The organism is Arthrobacter sp. NPDC080086 (assembly GCF_040702285.1).
In genome coordinates this window covers 47,813-68,745 of record NZ_JBFBKP010000003.1, presented here as the reverse complement: position 1 = coordinate 68,745, position 20,933 = coordinate 47,813, and the positions used below count along the sequence as shown (strand labels likewise).

Genomic DNA, 20,933 nt, shown 5'->3' with positions numbered 1-20,933 from the left:
CGCGGCGTCCGTGCGTGTTTAAAACAAGCGGCGGACCGGCTTGGCTTGAAGCGGGTCCGCCGTCTGTCGATCAGTGGTGCGTGCCGCCGAGTACGCCGCCCACCGTGCCGAGCACCCCGCCGACCACCCCAGTCACCGGAGCCAGCGGTGTGGTGCTGCCAGTCGACGTCACGCTCGAACCGACTGTGCTGACGACAGAGCCGACCGGCGCGGTGACTGCGCTGATCGGACTGCTGCCGCCCGTGGCGCCGCCAAGACCGCCGAGCGCACCGGTGATCGGTGCCAAGGGGTTACCGCTGCCGGCCGCGCCGCCCAGGCCACCCAATACGCTGGTAATCGGCGCCAGCGGACTGGCGCCACCAGTTGCGCCACCCAGCCCCCCGAGCGCGCTGGTGACGGGCGCCAGCGGGTTGGAGCCGCCCGTCGCGCCACCCAAGCCACCCAACAGGCCAGTGATGGGCGCAAGCGGATTGCTCGGCGATGACGTGGGCGAATATGCCACGCCGCCCAGCGCGCCAACGGTATTGCCGACCGCGGTGACAACGCCGCCCAGGCCGCTGACCACCGGCGCGTGCGTGTTGGTGAGGGTGGTGCCGCCATTGGCCACGGCGCCGCCCACGGTGCCCAGCAGCGTATTGCCCGGCGAGCCCAGGCTGGTAGTGGCACCTGCGGTTTGCGTGGCATTGGTGAGCTGCGATGTGAGCGGAACGATGGCCGTGCTCAGTTGTTGCGTGAGTTGTTCCACCGGGCCAGTCGACAGCGCCGTGCCGAGCGTGCCGCCACCATTCGCCACCGCCTGGCCAACCTGCGTGACCACACCGGCCAGAGGCGTCGTCACCGGGGACAGCGGCGCCAGCGGGCCAGTCCCGAGGTTGTTGACCAGCGTGCCCGCACTGGTGACGGTGTTGCCTGCGCCCGTCACGACGTTACCGAGGCTCGATACCGTCGTGCCGACCGGATTGGAACTGTTGGGGATGTTGCCCAGACCGCTCTGCACGCCGGTGCCCAGCGCGGACACAGTCGTGCCGAGGTTGTCGACCACACCGCCCAGACCGCTTTGCACGCCGCTGAGTTGCGACGGCAGCGGGGCGCTCTTGATGGCGGAGCCCAGACCACTGATGGTCGAACCGGTGGTGGTGACCACATTGCCAGCGCTATTCAATACAGCGCCGGTCGGCGTCAGCGCTGCAGGTGAAGGTGCCGGAGAGGGCGACGGCGACGGTGAGGGAGAAGGCGAGGGGGACGGAGAAGGGCTCGGTGTGGAGCCGCCGCCCGCGTTGTTGTTCGAGCCGCCTCCACCGTTTGAACCGCCCAGCGAGCTACCCAGATCGCCCGAGCCCGAGCTGGCGCAACCGCCCAGCACCAGCAAGCTTGCCATGGTGGCTGCCAAGCATTTGATGTTCTTGTTCATGGTTGTTCTCCCGTTTTAAAAGTCCGCTTTTTCGAAGCTGGAAAATGGTCCCAATGTCGATTTGGGTCAGCGGACTCTGCAAACGGTGTGCCATGGCAAGATTATTTCGCCATGCGTAATGGGTTATGTTGTTTTGATACTTTCATGCGGAAACTCGCCCTGAATTATGAAGATTTCATAAAGATTGGATTTTCTTGCCCCACCAAAGTCGGAGTGAAACGTTTGCGTATTCGAGGTTATGTCGCACGGAATGTGTTCCGTGTCACGTTACAACGTAACGTCCCGAACACGGATTTTCGGGTCCTAACGGACGCGTTCCTGGGCGGGGTTATCCCGTAGAGGCGCCTGCAAACCCTCATCAGAATGCGGTTTCCTAAAAATTGAGTAAGGGTTCTAACGTGATTGGCATGGCAATTGCAGAAATGGGCCCGCTGTCCGCAGTACCGAGCTCAGACATCAGGAACACAACCATTCCAAGAAGGGGACGGACCATGACTCACACTCGACACGCCATCCGCGTTGCGCCGTTGGCTTGCGCTGTTGCCGCACTGTTGCTTGTGGCTTGTTCTTCGGGGGGCTCCGGCTCCGGCAGCTCGCCAGACCCGAGCCCGAACGATCTGACTGGCGTGACGCCGGTCGGCAAGGTCGCGAACGGCACCGGCAATACGGTGGTGGCGACGGGCCAGGCAGTCAGCAGCCTGGGGACCACGCTGCAAAACGCCAATATTCCTGGCCTGTCCGACCAGGCTAAGGCTGGGCTGGGTGGCACGGTCTCTAACACCGGCCAGGCCATTAGCGACCTGGGGCTGGGCGTGCAAAACGGCCTGGGCAAGACGGGACAGAACCCGAATCCGATCGGCACCACCGTCGCCAGTACTGGCAATGTCGTGACCGACGTGGGGCGGGCCACAGTGAGCGCCGGTTCGCTCGTTCAGGGCCTGGGGCAAGGTTCCGGCGCACCGCTGGCCCCGATTACGCAACCGGTGGGCGGTGGTGTGCAGCAGGTTGGCCAAGCGCTGATCGGTGGCGGCACGCTGCTGGGTAGCGCGCTGTCCTCCGGCGCGGTGCAACAGGTCACGCAACAGGCCAGCTCGGCCATCGTGCCGGTCACCACGCAGGTCACCAGCGGCACGCAAATGGCCGGCGATTCCACCGGTCTGGGCGGCGGGGCAAACACACTGCTGGGCGCGGTGGGCAACGGCGTGGCGGGCGTTGGTGCCACCATTACCGGGACGGGCGCGCCGGTAGTGTCCAGCCTGGGCCCCATCGTGACTTCGGTGGGGACCACCGTGGCGCTGGCCGGCGGCGTTGGCACGGCCGGCGGCTCCGGCGGCAGCAACCCGCTGAGCGGTTTGCTGGGCGGCGTGGGTGGCGCGGGCGGGGGCAGCAATCCGTTGGCACCCCTGACGGGCCTGCTGGGCGGCCTGGGTGGCTTGGGTGGGGCGACGGGCGGTTCCAACCCGCTGGCGCCTGTCACCAGCGCGCTCGGCGGCGTGACCAGCGCAACGGGTGGAACGTCGGGCAGCAACCCCTTGGCCCCTGTAACGAACTTGCTGGGCGGCGTAGGCAACCTGGCGCACTGAGCAGTACCTGTCTGTGCTCTTGAAGGTGCGCGGGCGCGTTCCCGTCGCTCGCGCATCCTTTTTTCGACCTGGACAGAGAGTGGGGAGCGTTCAGACTAACCCCGGCATTCATGGATTACCCGCCCATATAATGGGTCTAATCTGCTAATCATTAAGGGATTTCCATGAGATTTCAGGGGGTTGGCAGGGTTTCTAATAAAAATGAATAGAGGGGTTATTCTAATTCAACATAAGTACCTCACTTGAGTTATTTCCCGTTGCGGGCTGCACACCTATAAAAGCGTTACGGGATGTTACGTGACATGCGTGACACCCCGGGTAACGCCATAAAGCAAAGCAGTTTGGGTGAGGGAGCGGGCATGAAAACGATCATCACGCGTTTTTTGCGCGAAGAGGATGGGGCGACCGCCATTGAATACGGCCTGATTGCGGGGCTGATCGCGGCGGCGATCATTGTCAACATTGGCAGCATCGGGACACAGCTGCAGGCCATCTTCAATTACGTCAATACCCAACTTGCCACGGCCAAAACGTCGTGAGCGAGCGAAGACCTATACCAACAACACCCTCCGGGGGTGAGTGCATACAGGAGAGCATCATGAAACAAGCCATTCTGAAGTTTGTTCGTGACGAACGGGGCGCTACCGCTATCGAGTACGGACTGATTGCTGGGCTGATCGCGGCCGGCATCATCGCTACCGTCGGCAACATCGGTACGCAGCTCGGAAAGATCTTCTCGTACATCCAGACGCAGTTGCTGACCGCCAAAACGTCGTAAAGGCGTGATTCAGCTTGCGGACATCGCAGGCTGGGCGGCGGTCGCAACCTTCGCGGTTCTTGCCATCTGGTTTGATTTGCGCGCCCGGCGGGTGCCGAACTGGCTCGTCCTGGCGGGCCTGGTGCTGGCGGTTGCGCTGATGGGGCTGGGCCCGGTTCGGGCTTTGGCGCCGGATTGGCGTGACGCGCTGCTGGGTGGCGCAATCGGGTTTGCCGTGTATCTGCCGTTGTATGCGCTGCGGTGGATGGGGGCGGGCGACGTCAAGTTCTTTGCCGTCGCGGGCCTGCTGTGCGGCTGGCACGGGCTGTTGCCGGTGTGGGTGGTCGGTAGCCTGCTGGCTGGGCTGCACGGGCTGCTCATTGTGGTGGCGCGGCGCATGGATGCGGCAAGCCCGGCGGCGTGGTTGCTGATGCGTGCGTGCCCGGCCGTGGTTCGGTGGGACGCGGCGCAGGCGGGCCAGCGCGGTATTCCCTATGCGGCTTATATGGCGATTGGACTGTTGGCCCTGCCATGGCTGCGCTAGGCGCCTGAAGGGGCCTGGACCGCCCACCAAGACAACGGTGGTTGAGACGGCACTGGAGACGCCGCCCGCCCATGCAGACAGGTTGAATCAGAGCCGCACAAGCGGCCGTACGCTAAGAGAGGGGATCGGCCATGCCGACAGGACAACGGGAACGGGCGCGCCACCAGGCGTGCCGGCGCGGTAGCTCGGGCGCTGTCTCCATCGAGTTTGCGGTGGTGCTACCGGTCTTGCTCACGCTGATGTTGGGCATCACGTACTACGGCCTGATCTTTGCCATGCAGCAGGTGCTGACGCTGGCCGCCGAAGAAGGCGCCCGTGCCGCCTTGCGCTACCAGCCTTCCAACACGCAACGCGTTGCCGCCGCCTATACGGCCGCGACTGCCGCGCTGCCGTCATTCATCAGTTCGCAGGTCACCACCAACCAGAGCGGTGCACCACTGGTGACGTGTCCGACCATCACCAGCATGCAATGCCTGAGCGTGGTGCTCACCCTGCCGGTCACCACGGGCACGAACCCGCTCTTGCCCTCCATTCCGCTGCTGCCGGTGCCGTCAGCGCTGACGGGGTCTGCGGTGGTGCAACTCGTGCCCAGCACGTAGTGCGCCGATGCGCTGCCGCCCGCCCATCTCTTCCATCGACTGCATCGACACACCGCCCCGATGACCAGCAAACACCTCCAGATCTTTGCCGCTGCGCTGCTGCTGCTTGCTGCCATCCTGGGTGCAGTGGCCTGGCGCAGCGCCCACAAGCCGCCGCCTGCACCGGTGACTGTGCGGGAAGACGGCAAGACGCTGTACCCGGTCGTCGTCACCACCAAGCCATTGGAGGCCGGCAAGCCCATCACCGGCGATGCGGTGGAGGTAGCGTTGCTGCCGATCAACCCGACCGATTCTTTCTCTGGCGTTGCACAGGTGATTGGCCGTGAGCCGATTGTCGCGCTGGGTGGCGGCGTACCGCTCATTGGCTCGCAACTGTCGTCGGGGTTGGCGCTGCAGGTGACGCCCGGCCAGCGCGCGGTGGCGATCACGGTGGATGAAGTCATCGGCGTGGGCAACCGCGTGGAGCCTGGCGACTACGTTGACGTGTTCTTCGTCACGCGTCGCGATGGGCAGGAGATCGACGGTAGCGTGGCCAAACTGCTGCTGCCGCATCTGCGTGTGCTGGCGTTTGGTGCCGTGGCCCTGAACGAGGGCCCGCAAAAACCGCAGGAAGGCGGCGCCATGACGCGCAAGGTGGAACCGGCCAAGACGGCCGTGCTCTCGGTGCCGGTGGAGGCCGTGAGCCGGCTGGCGATGGCGCATCAATCGGGCCGCTTGCTGCTGGCGCTGCGCAACCCGGCCGATGATGCCGAGCCGACCGTCAAGCCGCAGGACGCCGCCCTGCTGGCCACGGCCAACCGCAACCCGCTGGATGTGGCGCAAGCCGGCGTGTCGATCACGAGCGTCACGGGCGAGCCGCGCCGACTCCAATCCGTGCAGCCCGTGCAAATTCCGCCGCTTCCGGTGGCGACCGCCGCGCGCAGCACCGTGCGCAGCCCGTCTGCCGGCGGCGTTGAAATCATCCGCGCAGGAAAACGTGAGGAGCAACATGACTGAAGCCGCCGTAAATCGTGGTTGGGCGGGCGGTTGGATGGGCGCGCTTGCGTTTGGCTGCGCGGCATTCGTGTCGACGGCGTTTGCCGAGACGGCGCCGAGTGCGCCCAGTGGACAGGCGTTGCACCTGCTGACAGGCAGCCAGCGGGAGATTCGCCTGGGCAAACCGCTGGAGCGCATCGCCATCGGCAACCCGGACGTGGCCGACGCGTTGCTGCTCAAGGGCCGAGGTGCGGCCAGCAGCTTGCTGATCATCGCCAAAAAGCCCGGCGCGGCCAGCGTGATGGTGTGGACGCAGGGTGGTACGGCTATCACGTACAACGTGCAGGTGGATGCGGCGGCGCCCCAGCCTGGGGACCCGGATGTCAACGCGCAGGGCGATGCCGCCGTCGTGTCCGGTCGACCAAAGGATGTGTATGCACTGGCCCGCGCGCGGCGCGCGGCGGCAGCGGCCAGCGGTGCGGAAAAGCCGAAGGACGGCAACATCATCGACAACACGACGCTGAACGTGCCCGGCACCGTGCAGGTGGATGTGCGCGTGGTGGAGTTCAGCAAGACCGTGCTCAAGCAGGCCGGCTTTTCCTTCACGCGCACGCGCGGGGGCTTCACGTTCGGCAGCTTTGCGCCGTCATCGCTCACGCAGTTCAGCGTGACCAACAACAGCCTGACGACGCAGTCGACCATGCCTGTCAGCTCGGCGTTCAACCTGCTGATCTCGTCGTTCAGCAAGGGCATCTTTGCCGATCTGAGCCTGATCGAATCGAACGGCATGGCGCGCGTGCTGGCCGAGCCAAGCCTGGTGGCGCTGTCGGGGCAGAGTGCCAACTTTCTGGCCGGCGGCGAGATCCCGATTCCCGTGCCGCAGGCGCTTGGCACCACCACCATCGAGTACAAGCCGTTCGGGATCGGGCTGACGGTGTCGCCCACCATCCTGTCGGAAAACCGCATTGCGCTGAAAGTCGCACCGGAGGCGAGTGACCTTGACTTCAGCCGGGGTATCACCCTCAACGGTGCCACTGTGCCGGCCATCGTCACGCGCCGTGCAGACACGATGGTGGAGCTGGGCGACGGCGAGAGCTTCGTCATCGGCGGGCTGGTGAGCCGCTCCACGTTGTCGAACCTCGACAAGGTGCCGTTTCTGGGCGACGTGCCGATCATCGGGACGTTCTTCAAGCGCGTGAACTACAACCAGGAAGAGCGCGAACTGGTGATCATCGTGACGCCGCATCTGGTCAAGCCGATGGCGCGCAACGCCCCCATCGACAAGATGCTGCCGGGCCAGACCGAGGGGCGGGACCGCGACCGTGCGGGCGCGCCGGTGTGGCGTCCGTTCGCCCTGGGCATTGCGGATCCGGCCACCATGCCGGGCTTCTCGCGCTAAGGGGCCGGCATGGACTACTTCCTCCTGCACGGTGGCGCGCATGGTGAGCAGGGCGATGCACCGGCGGTGGCCGCGCACCGCTGGCTGGCCGGCGCCATCCGCGAGCTGGGTGTGCTGGTGGCCGAGAGCGCGGGCCATGATGCCTTTATCGAGCAGATTGGCGCGGTGAACCCCGAAGTGGTGTTCGTGCGCTTTGCCTCGTCCCCCGTGCACATTGATGTGGCCGAGCGAGACCAGAAACTGGGCGAAGGCGCCGACGCCATTGGCGAGGCCACGCAACTGGTGGCCGAGTTGGCCCGCTTGTTTCCCGGCTTGCCGCTGGTGGCGGTGGGGGCGGCTTCCGATGGCCGCGCCATGTTGGCTGCGCTGCGCGCCGGGGTGAAGGATTTCGTTGATGTGGAAGGTGCGCCTGCCGAGGCTGTGCGCGTGGTGCGGCGGCTGCTGGCCGAGCGCGCCTCCGCCGAGCCAACGCGCCGTGGTCGCGTGGTGGCGATTCTCGGTGCGCGCCCCGGCGTGGGCGCCACCACGCTGGCCACCAACCTGGCCACCTTGGTGCGCCGCACCTCTGCCAGCGACGTGATGCTGCTCGACCTGGGCCAGCCGCTGCGCGACGGCGCGCTCTATATGAACGTGCAAGCGAACTTCCACTTTGTGGAGGCCGTGCGCAACCTGCGCCGTTTCGACCAGGTGTTCGTGCAGACCGCACTGTCGCGCCATCCGAATGGGCTGGCCGTGCTGCCGCTACCGATTTCGCTGGCGGAAATGCGCGACATCTCGTTCTCCGAAGCGCTGGGGTTGCTCAACCGTCTGCGCACGTTCTTCGACTTGCAGGTTGTGGACCTCGGCGGCTTCAACAACATCGACTTCATCGCGCAGTTGGTCAAGGCCGCCGACGACGTGATGCTGGTGACCGAACAGAGCGTGGGCGCCATCGTGTCGGCGGCGGAGCTGATGCAGGAACTCAAAAAACGCGAGATCGACCGCGACCATCTGCACCTGCTGATCTCGAAGTTCGACACGCGCTTGTCGCTGGACGCGGCGCAGATTGCCGAGCGGTTGGAGATCCCGTCTGTGCTGACGGTACCCAGCCGCCGCCAGTCGCTGGTGGTGGCGTCCAACCAGGGCGCTGTGTTGGCGGAAACCCACCCCACCGACGCCTACGTGCGCGCGCTGGCGCAGATCGCCCAAACGATGGGCTACGCCCAGCAGAGCGAGCGCGCAGCAGGCGTATCGAACTGGATGGCCCAGGCCCGCGTCCGTTTGAGTAATCGCCTGGGAGGACGCCTCAAACGCAAATCTGCCGACGCTGCTGAGTTGGATGTCGGCGGCGGCACACCTGAACGGAACGCGACATGACACAGCCCATCGAGTTCTCCAATCAGAAAGATGCGGGCAACGGCGTGTTTGCCGTTTCGCAGACTTTTCATGACATCAAGGAAGCCGCCCACGAGCACCTGCTCACGCGCATTGAAGAGCTGGGCGCGGAGTTCGGACGCTGGTCGCGCACGGCCATTCAGCGCTTTGTCGATCTGGAAGTTGAAGGCTTTACGCGCATGCGCCGCATCCCCGTCAACGAGACGGAGGTGCGGCAGATTGCGGAGGCCTTGACCAAGGAGCTGGCGGGCTTTGGGCCGCTGGAAGATCTGCTGAGCGACCCGGCGGTGGAAGACATCCTCGTCAACGGCCACATGGATGTGTATGTGTCGCGGCATGGCGTGCTGGAGCGGATTCCGGTGCGCTTTTCCGACGGCAACCACCTGCTGCGCATCGTGCGCCGCATCCTGGCGCCCATCGGCCGGCGGCTGGATGAATCCAACCCGATGGTGGATGCGCGTTTGCCCGATGGCGGGCGCATCAATGTGGTGATTCCGCCGCTGGCGCTGGAAGGGCCGGTGGTGTCGATCCGCAAGTTTCGCAAAGACCCGCTCAAGCCCGAAGACCTGCTCAGCCTCGGCACCATGAACGAGGAGATCGGCGCGTTGATCGAGGCGGCGGTGCGCGCGCGCTGCAACATCCTGGTGAGCGGCGGCACCAGCTCGGGCAAGACCTCGCTGCTCAATGCGATGGCGTACCACGTTCCCGTCACCGAACGCGTGATCACCATTGAGGACACGGCCGAACTGTCGCTCAATCATCCGCATGTGGTGCGCCTGGAAAGCCGGCCCGGTGGATTTGAGGGCACCGGCGTGGTGACGATCCGCGACCTGCTGCGCAACAGCCTGCGCATGCGACCAGACCGCATCATCGTGGGCGAAGTGCGCGGCGGCGAAGTGCTGGAAATGCTGCAGGCCATGAGCACCGGCCACGATGGATCGATGGGCACCATCCACGCCAGCAGCCCGCGTGAATGCCTGTATCGGCTGGAAATGCTGGCGGGCTTTGCGGGCTTCCAGGGCAGCGAGGTGAGCTTGCGCCGGCAGATCACCAACGCCATCGATTTCATCGTGCAGATCGGGCGGTTGTCCAACGGCAAGCGGCGCATCCTGTCGGTCACGGAAATTACCGGGCTGGGGGACAACATCATCTCCACGCAAGAGCTGTATCGCTACGAGCCGTATGTCGGCCCCGATGGCGAGGAGGTGGATCGTTGGACAGCGCTTGGCTTGCAGCCACACTCGCCCAAGCTGGCACGCATGCGTAATGCGGGGATGGATGGCGGCATGGGCGGGGGAGGCCTGGGCGGAGGATTCGGCGGCGGAGGCCGGTTCCATGTCTAACCAGGCGCTCTGGCTCGGTTGCCTTGCATTACTGCTGTTGGGCGGTGGGCTGATGCTCTGGGCCGAAGCCGTGCGCCGCCGCGAGCGTGAGGCATCGCGTGCGTTCGTGCGCGCGCAGACCGACCAGATCAACGCGCGCTACCAGGCCAACGCAGAGCCCGTGCCGACGGGCGTGCCTGACACGCTGCACCGCGTGTGGAACGATGCCCTGCGCCGCGCCGATATCGAGCCCAATCGCCGCTTCTATACGTTGTTGTTTGTGCCCGCCGCGCTGCTGGCGCTGGTGGCGTGGGCGGTGGCGGGGTTGCTGTCGGCCGTGACGGCGCTGGCGCTGTATGCGGTCATCGCAGGCTTCCTGTTTTGGAACCGCACCCGCCGCATCAACGAGCGCTTGCTGATGCAATTGCCTGGTTTTCTGGACGGCGTGGTGCGACTGATGAGCATCGGCAGTGCGGTGCCGGCGGCATTCCAGGCGGCCAGCGCCAACACCGAGCCGCCGCTGCGCAATTGCCTGGCCTCCACCACGCAGATGCAGCGCGCCGGCAAGGATCTTGATGCCGCGGTGCTGGCCGTCGGGCAGCAGTACCGCGTGAACGAGCTGGTGATGTTGGCCTCGGTATTGCGGCTGTCGCTGCGCTATGGCGGACGCGCCGACATCGTGATGGAGCGTACCGCCGCCTTCATGCGCGATCGCCAGCAAGCGCAGCGCGAGCTGATGGCACTGTCGGCTGAGACGCGCCTGTCCGCCTGGGTGCTAGGGCTGCTGCCGCTGGTGGTGGGCGGGCTGATCATCATGTCTAACGCGGCGTATGTGCTGTCGATGTGGCATGACCCGTTCGGGCGCACACTGATCATGGCCGCGTTTGGGCTGGAAGTGATCGGTGCGCTGGCGTTGGCCAAGTTGGCGAAGTCGGTGTAGGGGCGCATATGGACGACGTCTTTCTCACACTCAGCCTGACCGCCGCCACCGCTGGCTTGCTGCTGTTTGGCGGCATGGCGGTGCGCGCGGTGTTGATGCGCCACCGCAGCGTGCGCAAGCTCGATACGGCGTTGTCCAACGTGCGCGCCACCGCAGCCGGCGTGGTGCCCGCGGCCATGCCCGTGCCGGCGGCGCCCATGCAACCGCGGCCGCACGGCATGCGCGAAGCGCAGCAGTTGCAGCAGCAGATTGCCAAGGTGGGCCAACGCTGGATCGACACACCGTTGGGCCAACGCATCGTCACCGATGAAGACCGCAAGCTGCTGGAAGAGTGCGGCTTCTACGGCGAGCACGCCCGCACGCTGTTTGGGGGGCTGCGCATCTTGTTGCCGCCGGCGTCTGCGGTACTGGGCTTCATCCTGGCACCCACGGCGGGGCATGCCGTGCTGTGGGCGTTCATGGGTTTTGCGCTGGGGTATCTCGCGCCCAAGTGGTATCTCGGCTATCGCTCTTCAGACCGCCGCAAGCGTGTCGACGACGAGTTGCCGGTGATGGTCGACATGCTGCGCCTGCTGCAGGGCGTGGGCCTGTCGATCGACCAGAGCCTGCAGGTCATCGCCAGCGAATTCCACGGCATGTTGCCCGTGCTGGCCGGCGAGTTCGGGCGTGCCAACCAGCAGTTCGCTTCCGGCCGCCCGCGCGAGCAGACGCTGCTGCGCATTGCGCGCCTGTTTGACAACGAAGATCTGAAAGGCCTGATCACGCTGCTCACGCAGGTCGATCGCTTTGGTGGCGCGGTGCAGGAACCGTTGCGCCAATTCGGTCTGCGCCTGCAGGAGAACCGCCGCGCCCGCATGAAAGACCGCATCGGCAAGCTGACCGTCAAGATGACCATGGTGATGGTCATCACGCTGCTGCCGGCGCTGCTGATCATCACGGCAGGGCCGGGCTTTATGGGCGTAATGCGCAGCCTGAAACACGTCGCAGGAGGAGGTTGAGGTGACGACAATCCAGATCGCCATACGCGCGGGTAGTGCGCTCGCACTGGCCACACTGACGCTGCTGACGGGCTGTGGCTCGATGGTGGGCTCCGACATGAGCCGGCGTGCCGATGTCGATATCGAAGTGGCCCGTCAGCGTCAGAGCGAAGAAAAGGCCGAGATCAACAACCCGGCGACCTACCTGTCGTTGATCCGCAAGATGCAGGAGCAGGGGCTGTATTACGCATCGCTGGCGCATATCGACGAATATGAACAGCGCTACGGGCGTGCGCCCGAGGTGCTGCTGATGCGCGCGGATGCCCAGCGTGAAACTGATCAACTTGCGGTGGCCGAAGCCGGCTACCGCGCCGTCATTGCCGCCACCTCGGCCATGGGCGCTGGCACGCAGGGCGCGCTGCTCAATGCCGGTGCCTGGCGCGGCCTGGGCATCACGGCCGGCCGACAAGGCCACTTTTCCGAAGCTGCGCGCTGCCTGCAGGTGGCCGCCCAAGCCAACCCGACCGACGCCAACACCGTGAGCGACCTCGGCTATGCGCTGATGCGTGCGGGCGAGGTTGAGCAGGCACGCGTGCCGCTCATGCAGGCTCAACAAATGGCAGAAACCAACCCGAAGATCGCCGGCAATCTCGTGATCTGGCTGACCGTGAATGACCGCAAAGACGATGCCGCATCGCTGGCAGCGCACGCGCAGCTGAGCCCCGCCGCACGCAAGGCCATCGACGACGACGCAGCGCGCGTGAAGAGCGCCTGGCGCGACCGGCGCATCGCCCGTAATGCTGCGCCAGCCGTGCCGGTTGTGGCGCGCACCGTCGCCGCAACGCAAGTCACCAGTGTGGCCACTGCGTCTGCCAAGCCTGTCGCAACTGCGGCGGGCCGTCCATCCATCAACCCGCTTGCGTTGCAGCGCGGGCGTTTGCTCGACACCCTGGAGAACGCGCAATGATCCATCGGATGCTGTTGACCGCCGGTATGGCGGCATGGCTTGCAAGCGGGGCAGTGGGTGCCCAGGGCTTCTCGGGCTCGGCGCAGGCAAACGCAGAGCCCCCTGCGCCCAACGTCGGCAACCACGTTGGTGACGCCACGCGCGGGCTGCTCAAGGCCCAGCGCGAGGGCACGTACGCCGGCGAGTTCGTGCCGCTGCGTGGCGAACAGGCTGCGCTGGCGTATCAGCGCTATCTCGATTCGTTCAACAAGCCGATGCCCGGGTTGTCGCAGTCAATACCGAGCCCGAAGTCCTTCTCGTCTGGTCAAGCCACAACTGCACGTTGAGTCTGCGTCGTGAAGCCGCTTATTGCCACCCCTCGTAATGCCGCTGTGTTGAGTCGCTCCCCGCGCGGCGCCATCAGCGTGATGACCGCTGCTTTTGTGGCGACCGTCGGCCTGGCCGTGCTGGTGTCGATCGATATCGGCAACCTGTTTTACTCGCAGCGCGCGCTGCAAAGGGCGGCGGATCTGGCGGCGATGGCGGCGGTGCTGCAGCTGGGCGACGCCAACAATGCCGCGCAACAGAGCGTGAATCAGAACGGGTTGAGCATCACCCCCACTGTGCAAGTGGGGTTTTGGGACAACGTTTCCGGTACCCCGCCGACCTATTTCACGCCCCAGGCGATGATGGACGGCACCACCAACGCGGCGAAAGTCACCCTGACGGAGAACGTGCCGTATTTCTTTACCGTGGGGCAGCGCAACCTGACGGCCACGGCCATTGCTGCAAACACGTCCATTGTGTCGTTCTCATTGGGCTCCGGCCTGGCCGCCACGGACGCCAACCGCAACCAGGCGCTTGGCCTGCTGCTGGGCGGCAGCGTCAATCTGGTGTCCTACAGCGGCTTGGCCAATGCCAACATCCGGCTGGGCGACTTGGCGGTGGCGTTTGGAGCCGGCAGCGTGAAGGAATTGCTGGCGCTGAACGCAAGCGCTAAAACGCTGCAGAGCTTCATTCAGACGGTGCTGAGCCTGGCAAACATCAGCGGCGTGACGGTGGGCGTGATGCCCGCCAGCGGGTCAGCGGCGAGCAACCAGATCCTGATCAGCAACGGCCTCATTAACCAGCCCGTCGATTTGGTGGCGCGCACCTCCAGCGTCGGGATCCTCAATGTTCTGCAGGGCGATAGTGTTGCGCAGGCGGATTTTCTATCGCAGCCGAGCAACGAGCGGGCCGCGGCGGACACGACGGTCAATGCACTCGATCTAATCACGGCCGCCGCACAGATCGCCAACGGTGAATCCGCGGTCAACGTGCCGGCGCTTGCGATCAATGCGCCCGGGGTCGGTACGGTCAATGTCAGCCTGAAGGTGATTGAACCACCGGTCATCGCCATCGGGCCGGCCGGCAAGGATGCCTCGGGCAATTGGCGGACGCAGGCGAAGACAGCCCAGGTGCGCGTTGGGTTGGGCGTCAATGTGTCAGCGCCAGGGTTGCTGTCGATGAACTTGCCGATCGGCCTGCTGGTCGCCAGTGCGCAGGCAGGCGCCAAGAAAAACACCTGCGCCGTGCCCAGGTCTCAATCCACAGCCACCATCAGCGTGTTGCCGCAGCCTGTATCGGTATGTCTTGCGCAAGGCGCGGATACGGCCGTGAATAGCACGACCGCCTGCGCATCGGCGAGTCCGGCCCCGGTTGCGTCGGTGACGGTGCCCCTTGTGACAACCGTGACGGTGGGTCTGAAAGCCAATGTGGTGCCGCTGTCCAACACGAGTTGGACGGATGAGACGATCGCCGTTTCGCAAATCGGCAAAACGCCGCAAACCGATGTCAATGGCAATGCCCCGCCGAGGGTGTCCACGTGCGCCGTCGGGCAGTCGGCCTGCACCAATCTGGGCGGGCTGCTCAGCGGCTTGCAGCCCACGATCTCGACCTCTCCATCGACGCCATTGACTGGGGTGGTGAACGCAGTGCTGGCCCCCGTGCTGGCGCTCTTGACGTCAACCTTGAGCCTGATCGGGCCACTTCTCGATACGGTCATCATCAACACCGTGGGGCCGTTGCTGAACGCCATCGGGCTGGACATTGGCTACGCCGATGTGGCCTTGCGCTCGCTCGACTGCGACGCAGCTGACCTCGTGTACTGACATGGACGCAACACCATGAAAACCGATCGCTGGGCGTACGAAGCGCTTGAGATCTTCGTGTGGGAAGGGCGGCACGACATTGCCGAGCGCGTGACGCGGTTCATGGCGCCGTTCGGGGCCGAGGTGATCCGCGCCGGCGGCATCGACTTCCAGCCCGCCGAGCCGCGCATGAAGCCGAGCGTGGCCATCATCAGCGCGTCGGTGGTGGAAAGCGGCGGCTTTACCGTGCTGGACTGGCAGGCCGCGCAGGGGATGCCGGTCATCTGGGTGGCCGCCGATACCTTGCAAGACTCAAGCCGCTTCCCGCCTGAATACACCCACGTGCTAGGGCCGGACTTTGGCGCGGCGGAGTTGCGCGCGCAGATTGCCAAGGTGTTGCCGTCGATGACGTCGGCGCAAGATGCATCACCCGACCAGAGCGCCCTGGTGGCCGCGTCGCCGGCCATGCATGGCTTGCTGGAGCAGGTCGACACCTTTGCCGACTGCGACAGCAACGTCATGCTCTACGGCGAAACGGGCGCCGGCAAGGAGCGCATCGCGCGTCTGCTGCACGACAAGAACAGCGTCTACGGCAAGGGCCCGTTCGTGGCCGTCAACTGCGGGGCCATTCCCGATGGCCTGTTCGAATCGCAGTTCTTCGGCCACGCCAAGGGCGCGTTCACCGGCGCCATGTATGCACACCGAGGCTACTTCGAGCAAGCCAATGGCGGCACGCTGTTCCTCGATGAACTGGGCGATCTGCCGCTCTATCAGCAGGTCAAGCTGCTGCGCGTGCTGGAAGACAGCGAGTGCACGCGCTTGGGCTCCACGGTGCCCGTCAAGCTGGATTTCCGCCTGGTGGCCGCCACCAACAAGAACCTGCGCGAGATGGTGGCCACGGGCAAGTTCCGCGCCGATCTGTATTTTCGTCTGGCCGTGATCGAGCTGCGCATTCCCAGCCTGGAGCAGCGCGGCGCGGAAGATAAAGTGGCGCTGCTGCTGTCGTTCCTGCGATATCTGCTGGGCGACAAAACCTACGAGAGCTTGCCACCCGTGCCCGAATGGGTGCGCGCCTCCGTCGGGCGCGCGTACTTTGCCGGCAACGTGCGTGAGCTGCGCAACCTGGCCGAGCGCATCGGCATCACCTTGCGCCAGTTCGGCCGGTGGGAAGAGGCGCGCATTCTGCCGCTGTTCGCCGGCTTGCAGCGTGAGGCATTTGACCGCGAGGGCAGTCAAGGAGGGCACAACGGTTACGGCGGCAACGGTAACGGTAGCGGCGACGGCGGGGAAGAACGGCGCCGCATCCTTGCCGCGCTGGACGCCAACCACTGGCGCCGCCAAGACACCGCCGCCACGCTCGGCATCAGCCGCAAGGTGCTGTGGGAAAAGATGCGCAAATACCAGATTGCCGACGGGGAAACCGAGTTGCGCGAGCTGGAGTAAGCGCCGCTAACAAAACTGTCCTGGCTAGGCGTGCCGACGCAGACAGTACGCGTAGTACCGAGTGTTGGTCACTGCGGGAGGCGCAACGACGCCAGGGCGGTTTTGTTAGCGGCTCTAAGGCGCTGAGCCCGATACAACACCCTCCCGCCCGATGGGGCTGCGGGCACGCCACTCGGGCAGCGGATCGCGTATAGTTTTCGGCTGCAAACACCTGCGCAGAATCCACAGGGTCGAGATGACAACTACAAAACAGTCAGGGAAGGCGTCGCAACAGGCGTTTCAGAGGGGATGGGCCATCGCGGCCGCGGTGGCCATCATGGCGGGCACGTCGGCCTGTGCGCCGGTTGTGACGCAGAGCCCCGCAGCACCACCCACCGCCATCACACCGATTGCCGCCGCTCCCGTGCCGGCATTGACCGCCACCGTGGGGCAACCGGCCACCGCAGCCGTCAGCACGCAGGCCACCACCCCCAGCACGGCACGGGCGGAACGTCCGGCCCCGAACAGCAGCGCCGTGCTCGAACTGCAACAGCGCATGCAGGCCCAGGAACTGTCGGAATTGCGCACCACCTACAACGGTGCCTATGGCGCCAGCCTGCTGTTTGCGCAGAGCGATCTGACGTATTACGTGACGCTGTTCCAGCAGAAAGACCTCTGGCGCGTCATCAAGACCACCAACGAAGCGCAGGCCGAACGCCTGTACAGCGACTTTGCCAAGCAAACGCGCACGATGGCCGACCTGGAGCTGCAGCGCATCCGCCTGGAAGCCCAGAAGGAGCGTGCCGAGCGCAGGATTGCCGCGCAGCAGGAACAACTACGGGGCCTGAAGACCGATCTCGACATCCAGCGCCAGCAACAGGCCCAGGCCCAGGAGCGCCAGAAGGTCGCCCGTACGGAAGCCGAGGCGCTGGACATCGAACGCCGTGCCGCCCGCGCCCGTGTGGACGAGCTGCAGCGCCAGATCCGCGAGCTGGAAGCGCAAGTCAACGCACCGTTCAACCCGGCGCAGCCGCAACGCCGTCGCTGACAAGCGCATCGCTCCGTTCCCCAACAATCGGGCGGCCCACGGGTCGCCCGATGCACTTTTAGGGGCGGCTGTTCAAACACGGCCAGGCGGTTTGATCGGTAGCGGTGGTGCGCGTAGATTGGCTGGCACTCCACTTTCGCAGTCGATCGCGCATGCGTTCTGCTTCCGAGTTGCCCGCCAATGTCTCCGCCATGGTCGATCTGGCGGTGCAGCCCCTGCCACAGCCCCTCCCATTGCCCATCCCGCAGCCCAAAGGCTTGCCGTGGCTGGGCAACCTGCTGCAATTGCCCAAAGACCGCGTGGCCCAGACGTTTCTGGAGATCAGCCGGCAATTCCCCCAAGGGCTCTATCAGCTCGACTTTGCCGGCCGGCGTGTGCCGTTCGTCTATGCCGCTGATCTGGTGGCCGAGCTGTGTGATGAAACCCGTTTTCGCAAGCTGATCGGCCCGCCGCTGTCGTTCCTGCGGGCGGGGGCGGGCGATGGCCTTTTCACCGCGCATCCGGACGAACCCAACTGGGGCAAGGCGCACCGCATCCTGCTGCCCGCGTTCAGCCAGCGCGCCATGAAGGGCTACTTTGACGTGATGCTCGAGGTGGCCAATGCGCTGGCCAACACGTGGGCGCGGCAAGGTCCCGACGTCGACATTTCCGTCGCCGACGACATGACGCGGCTCACGCTCGACACCATTTCGCTGGCGGGCTTTGGCTACCGCTTCGACTCGTTCAACACGCCTGCGCTGCATCCGTTTCTGTCGGCCATGGTGGGCGTGCTGTCCGAAGCCATGGGCAGGCTCACACGCCTGCCGATCAAAGACCGCTTCATGCGCGCGCACCATCGCCAGTTCGCGCAAGATGTGGCGGCCATGCACCAGCTTGTGGACGAGGTGATCCGCGCGCGCCGCCAGGCGAAGGACGGCACCACCGGCGCGAGCGATCTCCTGGGGCTGATGCTCAACGCACGCGACCCGGTGACGGACGAGCCGCTGGACGACACCAACATCCGCTTCCAGGTCATCACCTTCCTGATTGCCGGGCACGAAACCACCAGCGGGCTGCTGACCTTCGCGCTGTATCTGCTGCTGCGCCACCCGGCGGTGCTGGCGCAGGCCTATGCCGAGGTCGACCGCGTCCTGCCGGGCGACACCGTGCCGCAGTACGGGCACCTCGCGCAACTTGACGTGATCGAGCGCGTGCTCAAGGAAACGCTGCGCCTGTGGCCGACCGCGCCGAGCTTTGGCGTGGCACCGTATGAAGACACGCGTATCGGTGGGCGTTACGTCATCCCCAAGGACCAGCGCGTCGTGATGGTGCTGATGGCGCTGCACCGTGACCCAGCGGTGTGGGAGCGGCCCGAGGTGTTCGACATCGACCGCTTCCTGCCCGAGAACGAGGCCCGCATCCACCCGCACGCCTACAAGCCCTTCGGCAATGGTGAGCGCGCGTGCATCGGCCGCCAGTTCGCGCTGACTGAAGCCAAGCTCGCGCTTGCGATCATCCTGCAGCGCTTTGCGTTGTCCGACCCGTACGACTACGCCTTCCACATCAAGGAAACGCTGACGCTCAAGCCAGAAGGTTTCCGCCTGCGCGCACGGCGGCGTAGCGCGCGTGAGCGGTTGGTGGTCGCGATGCCGTCCATGGTCGACGCCCGCGCGGACGCCAATGCGCTCACCGCACTCGCCGGTGGCGGAGCGCCGATGCATGTGCTGTATGGCGGCAGCCTCGGCACCTGCCAGGACATCGCTGAGCAGCTGGCGGCCGCGGCGTCGCGAGCTGGTTTTGATGCCAAGGTGGCACCGCTCGACACCGTGGCCGACACGCTGCCGCAAACCGGCACGTTGATCGTGGTGGCGGCCACCTACAACGGCCGTGCGCCGGACAGCGCGCGCACGTTGGAAGCGCGGCTCGATGCCTGCGATGGGCCGACACGGCAAGCGCCCGGTCTGCGCTATGCAGTCTTGGGTTGCGGCAACTCGCAATGGCCGGCGTTTCAGGCGTTTCCGAAGCGGGTGGAGGCGATGCTGGCAGCGTCGGGCGCGCAAGCCATCGTGCCGCGCGGCGAGGCGGACGGCAACGGCGGTTTCGACGCCGCCGTCGATGCGTGGACGCGCAGCCTGTGGAGCGCGCTCGGCGCCCGCCAGACGCAGGCCGAGGTGTCGCCCGTCCGTGTGGACTATCTCGCACCCGACGCCATGCGCGCCGCCACATTGCCCGCCAACGCGCGGGCGATGCGCGTGCTCAGTAACGAAGAACTCGTCGGCGATCCAGCCGGCCTATGGGATTTCGCCCGCGAGGCGCCACGCGGCCCCACACGCCACCTCACCGTGCAATTGCCGGAGGGTGTGACCTATGCGACAGGCGACCATTTGGCCGTGCACCCACGCAATGCGGACGACCGCGTCGATGCGGCCATTGCCCGGCTCGGGCTGGAAGGCGAGGCACTCGTCACGCTGACTGCGCAATACGCGCATGTTCGCCACCTCCCACTGAATCGGCCCGTGACGGTGCGGCAGTTACTGCGCGATTTTGTGGAACTGCAAGACACTGCCACCGCGCGCGACATTGCCGCGCTACATGCGGCCACGCGCTGCCCATTCACGCGTGGCCAGCTCGCGGTGTGGATGGACGGCGACGAAGCCGCCAAGCGTTTCGACGAGGACATTCACGCCGCGCACGTGAGTGTGCTGGACTTGCTGATCCGCTTTCCCGCCATTGAGCTGACGCTGGAGGGGTTGCTCGCGCGCGTGGGTGCCATGCGGCCGCGCTTCTATTCGATTGCGTCATCGACACGCGTATCGCCCCGGGTAGCGGCGCTGACGGTGGGCACGGTGTCGGGGCCGGCGTGGTCAGGCGTGGGCACGTATCGTGGCACGGCATCGCACTACCTGATGCAGTTGCAGCCCGGTGCGGAGATCGCCGCGGCCTTGCGCACGCCCAACCCGCCGTTCGCGCCCGATACAGACCCCAGCAAGCCGATGGTGCTGATTGGGGCTGGCACCGGCATTGCGCCGTTCCGTGGTTTTCTGGAGGAGCGCGCCGCGCAGCAGTCTGCGGGCGACGCCGTGGCGGCATCGCTGCTGTGCTTCGGTTGCCGCCACCCGGAGCATGACTTCCTCTACCGCGACACCTTGCGCGTGTGGGAAGACGCTGGCTTGGTGCGCATTTTCCCCGCGTATTCGTGCGTCGAGGGGTATCCACACCGCTTTGTGCAGCACGCATTGTGGGACGCGCGAGAGGCTGTCTGGGCCGCGTTCGACGCGGGTGCCACGGTGTATGTGTGCGGAGATGGCCGCGCCATGGCGCCTGCCGTGCGCGACACGCTCATCCGCATGCACCAGGCGCGCCATGGCAGCGACTTGGCTGCCGCATCGGCCTGGCTGACCGCGCAGATGCAGTCTGGGCGGTATCGGCAGGATGTCTTCAATTGAGTGCGGGAGCGGTCGCCAAGGTTGATGTACTGCAAGCCCGCAGGGCAGTGGCGGGCATGCCGCATGTTAGGATTTGCCCTCC

General features: G+C 65.6%; 18 protein-coding genes. 17 read left to right on the top strand and 1 reads right to left on the bottom strand.

Annotation, left to right across the window (positions count from 1 at the left end):
• Positions 1-70 precede the first annotated feature (70 nt).
• Entirely contained in the window at positions 71-1,411 is a 1,341-nt protein-coding gene (locus tag AB0305_RS02510) for a collagen-like triple helix repeat-containing protein (protein ID WP_366171187.1), read from the bottom strand.
• A 491-nt stretch (positions 1,412-1,902) separates the two neighbouring features.
• Between AB0305_RS02510 and AB0305_RS02505 the strand changes: the two genes are divergently transcribed.
• From AB0305_RS02505 to AB0305_RS02425, 17 genes are all read left to right on the top strand, one after another.
• Positions 1,903-2,994: a collagen-like triple helix repeat-containing protein gene (locus AB0305_RS02505; RefSeq protein WP_366171185.1), complete on the top strand. Its 1,092-nt coding sequence runs from the start codon at positions 1,903-1,905 to the stop codon at positions 2,992-2,994.
• A 359-nt stretch (positions 2,995-3,353) separates the two neighbouring features.
• Positions 3,354-3,533 (top strand): Flp family type IVb pilin, encoded by a 180-nt coding sequence (locus AB0305_RS02500; RefSeq protein WP_366171183.1) that lies wholly within the window; start codon positions 3,354-3,356, stop codon positions 3,531-3,533.
• Positions 3,534-3,592: 59 nt separating this feature from the next.
• Entirely contained in the window at positions 3,593-3,772 is a 180-nt protein-coding gene (locus AB0305_RS02495) for a Flp family type IVb pilin (RefSeq protein ID WP_366171181.1), read from the top strand.
• A 4-nt stretch (positions 3,773-3,776) separates the two neighbouring features.
• Positions 3,777-4,295, top strand: a complete 519-nt coding sequence (locus AB0305_RS02490; protein ID WP_366171179.1) for a prepilin peptidase — start codon at positions 3,777-3,779, stop codon at positions 4,293-4,295.
• A gap of 131 nt (positions 4,296-4,426) precedes the next feature.
• Positions 4,427-4,894 carry a TadE/TadG family type IV pilus assembly protein gene (locus AB0305_RS02485; protein ID WP_366171177.1) on the top strand — a complete coding sequence of 156 codons (468 nt, stop codon included), beginning with the start codon at positions 4,427-4,429 and terminating at the stop codon, positions 4,892-4,894.
• A gap of 60 nt (positions 4,895-4,954) precedes the next feature.
• Positions 4,955-5,890 (top strand): Flp pilus assembly protein CpaB, encoded by a 936-nt coding sequence (gene cpaB / locus AB0305_RS02480; RefSeq protein WP_366171175.1) that lies wholly within the window; start codon positions 4,955-4,957, stop codon positions 5,888-5,890.
• Positions 5,883-7,268, top strand: coding sequence for a type II and III secretion system protein family protein (locus AB0305_RS02475; RefSeq protein ID WP_366171173.1), 1,386 nt, complete (start codon positions 5,883-5,885; stop codon positions 7,266-7,268). The genes cpaB and AB0305_RS02475 overlap by 8 nt, the downstream gene beginning before the upstream one ends.
• 9 nt (positions 7,269-7,277) lie before the next feature.
• The gene (locus tag AB0305_RS02470) at positions 7,278-8,624 is read left to right on the top strand and encodes a CpaE family protein (RefSeq protein WP_366171171.1); all 1,347 of its coding nucleotides are present in this window, start codon (positions 7,278-7,280) and stop codon (positions 8,622-8,624) included.
• Positions 8,621-9,985: a CpaF family protein gene (locus tag AB0305_RS02465; RefSeq protein WP_366171169.1), complete on the top strand. Its 1,365-nt coding sequence runs from the start codon at positions 8,621-8,623 to the stop codon at positions 9,983-9,985. The genes AB0305_RS02470 and AB0305_RS02465 overlap by 4 nt, the downstream gene beginning before the upstream one ends.
• Positions 9,978-10,904 (top strand): type II secretion system F family protein, encoded by a 927-nt coding sequence (locus AB0305_RS02460; RefSeq protein ID WP_366171167.1) that lies wholly within the window; start codon positions 9,978-9,980, stop codon positions 10,902-10,904. The genes AB0305_RS02465 and AB0305_RS02460 overlap by 8 nt, the downstream gene beginning before the upstream one ends.
• A gap of 8 nt (positions 10,905-10,912) precedes the next feature.
• Positions 10,913-11,902, top strand: a complete 990-nt coding sequence (locus tag AB0305_RS02455; RefSeq protein ID WP_366171165.1) for a type II secretion system F family protein — start codon at positions 10,913-10,915, stop codon at positions 11,900-11,902.
• 1 nt (position 11,903) lies between these two features.
• The gene (locus tag AB0305_RS02450; RefSeq protein WP_366171163.1) at positions 11,904-12,848 is read left to right on the top strand and encodes a hypothetical protein; all 945 of its coding nucleotides are present in this window, start codon (positions 11,904-11,906) and stop codon (positions 12,846-12,848) included.
• 8 nt (positions 12,849-12,856) lie between these two features.
• Positions 12,857-13,174, top strand: a complete 318-nt coding sequence (locus tag AB0305_RS02445) for a DUF3613 domain-containing protein (RefSeq protein WP_366171161.1) — start codon at positions 12,857-12,859, stop codon at positions 13,172-13,174.
• Positions 13,175-13,183: 9 nt separating this feature from the next.
• Positions 13,184-14,977, top strand: a complete 1,794-nt coding sequence (locus AB0305_RS02440; RefSeq protein ID WP_366171159.1) for a TadG family pilus assembly protein — start codon at positions 13,184-13,186, stop codon at positions 14,975-14,977.
• A 15-nt stretch (positions 14,978-14,992) separates the two neighbouring features.
• Positions 14,993-16,399, top strand: coding sequence for a sigma-54-dependent transcriptional regulator (locus AB0305_RS02435; RefSeq protein WP_366171157.1), 1,407 nt, complete (start codon positions 14,993-14,995; stop codon positions 16,397-16,399).
• Positions 16,400-16,634: 235 nt separating this feature from the next.
• A complete protein-coding gene (locus AB0305_RS02430; RefSeq protein ID WP_366171155.1) occupies positions 16,635-17,426 on the top strand; it encodes a DUF2968 domain-containing protein in 792 nt (263 codons plus the stop codon).
• Between the two features lie 152 nt (positions 17,427-17,578).
• Entirely contained in the window at positions 17,579-20,851 is a 3,273-nt protein-coding gene (locus AB0305_RS02425) for a cytochrome P450 (protein ID WP_366171153.1), read from the top strand.
• Positions 20,852-20,933: the final 82 nt, after the last annotated feature.

What these genes read in the sequence shown, in the direction of transcription:
- AB0305_RS02510 (WP_366171187.1), bottom strand. Translation starts at nt 1,411, where the DNA reads ATGAACAAGAACATCAAATGCTTGGCAGCCACCATGGCAAGCTTGCTG.
- AB0305_RS02505 (WP_366171185.1), top strand. Translation starts at nt 1,903, where the DNA reads ATGACTCACACTCGACACGCCATCCGCGTTGCGCCGTTGGCTTGCGCT.
- AB0305_RS02500 (WP_366171183.1), top strand. Translation starts at nt 3,354, where the DNA reads ATGAAAACGATCATCACGCGTTTTTTGCGCGAAGAGGATGGGGCGACC.
- AB0305_RS02495 (WP_366171181.1), top strand. Translation starts at nt 3,593, where the DNA reads ATGAAACAAGCCATTCTGAAGTTTGTTCGTGACGAACGGGGCGCTACC.
- AB0305_RS02485 (WP_366171177.1), top strand. Translation starts at nt 4,427, where the DNA reads ATGCCGACAGGACAACGGGAACGGGCGCGCCACCAGGCGTGCCGGCGC.
- cpaB (WP_366171175.1), top strand. Translation starts at nt 4,955, where the DNA reads ATGACCAGCAAACACCTCCAGATCTTTGCCGCTGCGCTGCTGCTGCTT.
- AB0305_RS02475 (WP_366171173.1), top strand. Translation starts at nt 5,883, where the DNA reads ATGACTGAAGCCGCCGTAAATCGTGGTTGGGCGGGCGGTTGGATGGGC.
- AB0305_RS02470 (WP_366171171.1), top strand. Translation starts at nt 7,278, where the DNA reads ATGGACTACTTCCTCCTGCACGGTGGCGCGCATGGTGAGCAGGGCGAT.
- AB0305_RS02465 (WP_366171169.1), top strand. Translation starts at nt 8,621, where the DNA reads ATGACACAGCCCATCGAGTTCTCCAATCAGAAAGATGCGGGCAACGGC.
- AB0305_RS02460 (WP_366171167.1), top strand. Translation starts at nt 9,978, where the DNA reads ATGTCTAACCAGGCGCTCTGGCTCGGTTGCCTTGCATTACTGCTGTTG.
- AB0305_RS02455 (WP_366171165.1), top strand. Translation starts at nt 10,913, where the DNA reads ATGGACGACGTCTTTCTCACACTCAGCCTGACCGCCGCCACCGCTGGC.
- AB0305_RS02445 (WP_366171161.1), top strand. Translation starts at nt 12,857, where the DNA reads ATGCTGTTGACCGCCGGTATGGCGGCATGGCTTGCAAGCGGGGCAGTG.
- AB0305_RS02435 (WP_366171157.1), top strand. Translation starts at nt 14,993, where the DNA reads ATGAAAACCGATCGCTGGGCGTACGAAGCGCTTGAGATCTTCGTGTGG.
- AB0305_RS02430 (WP_366171155.1), top strand. Translation starts at nt 16,635, where the DNA reads ATGACAACTACAAAACAGTCAGGGAAGGCGTCGCAACAGGCGTTTCAG.
- AB0305_RS02425 (WP_366171153.1), top strand. Translation starts at nt 17,579, where the DNA reads ATGCGTTCTGCTTCCGAGTTGCCCGCCAATGTCTCCGCCATGGTCGAT.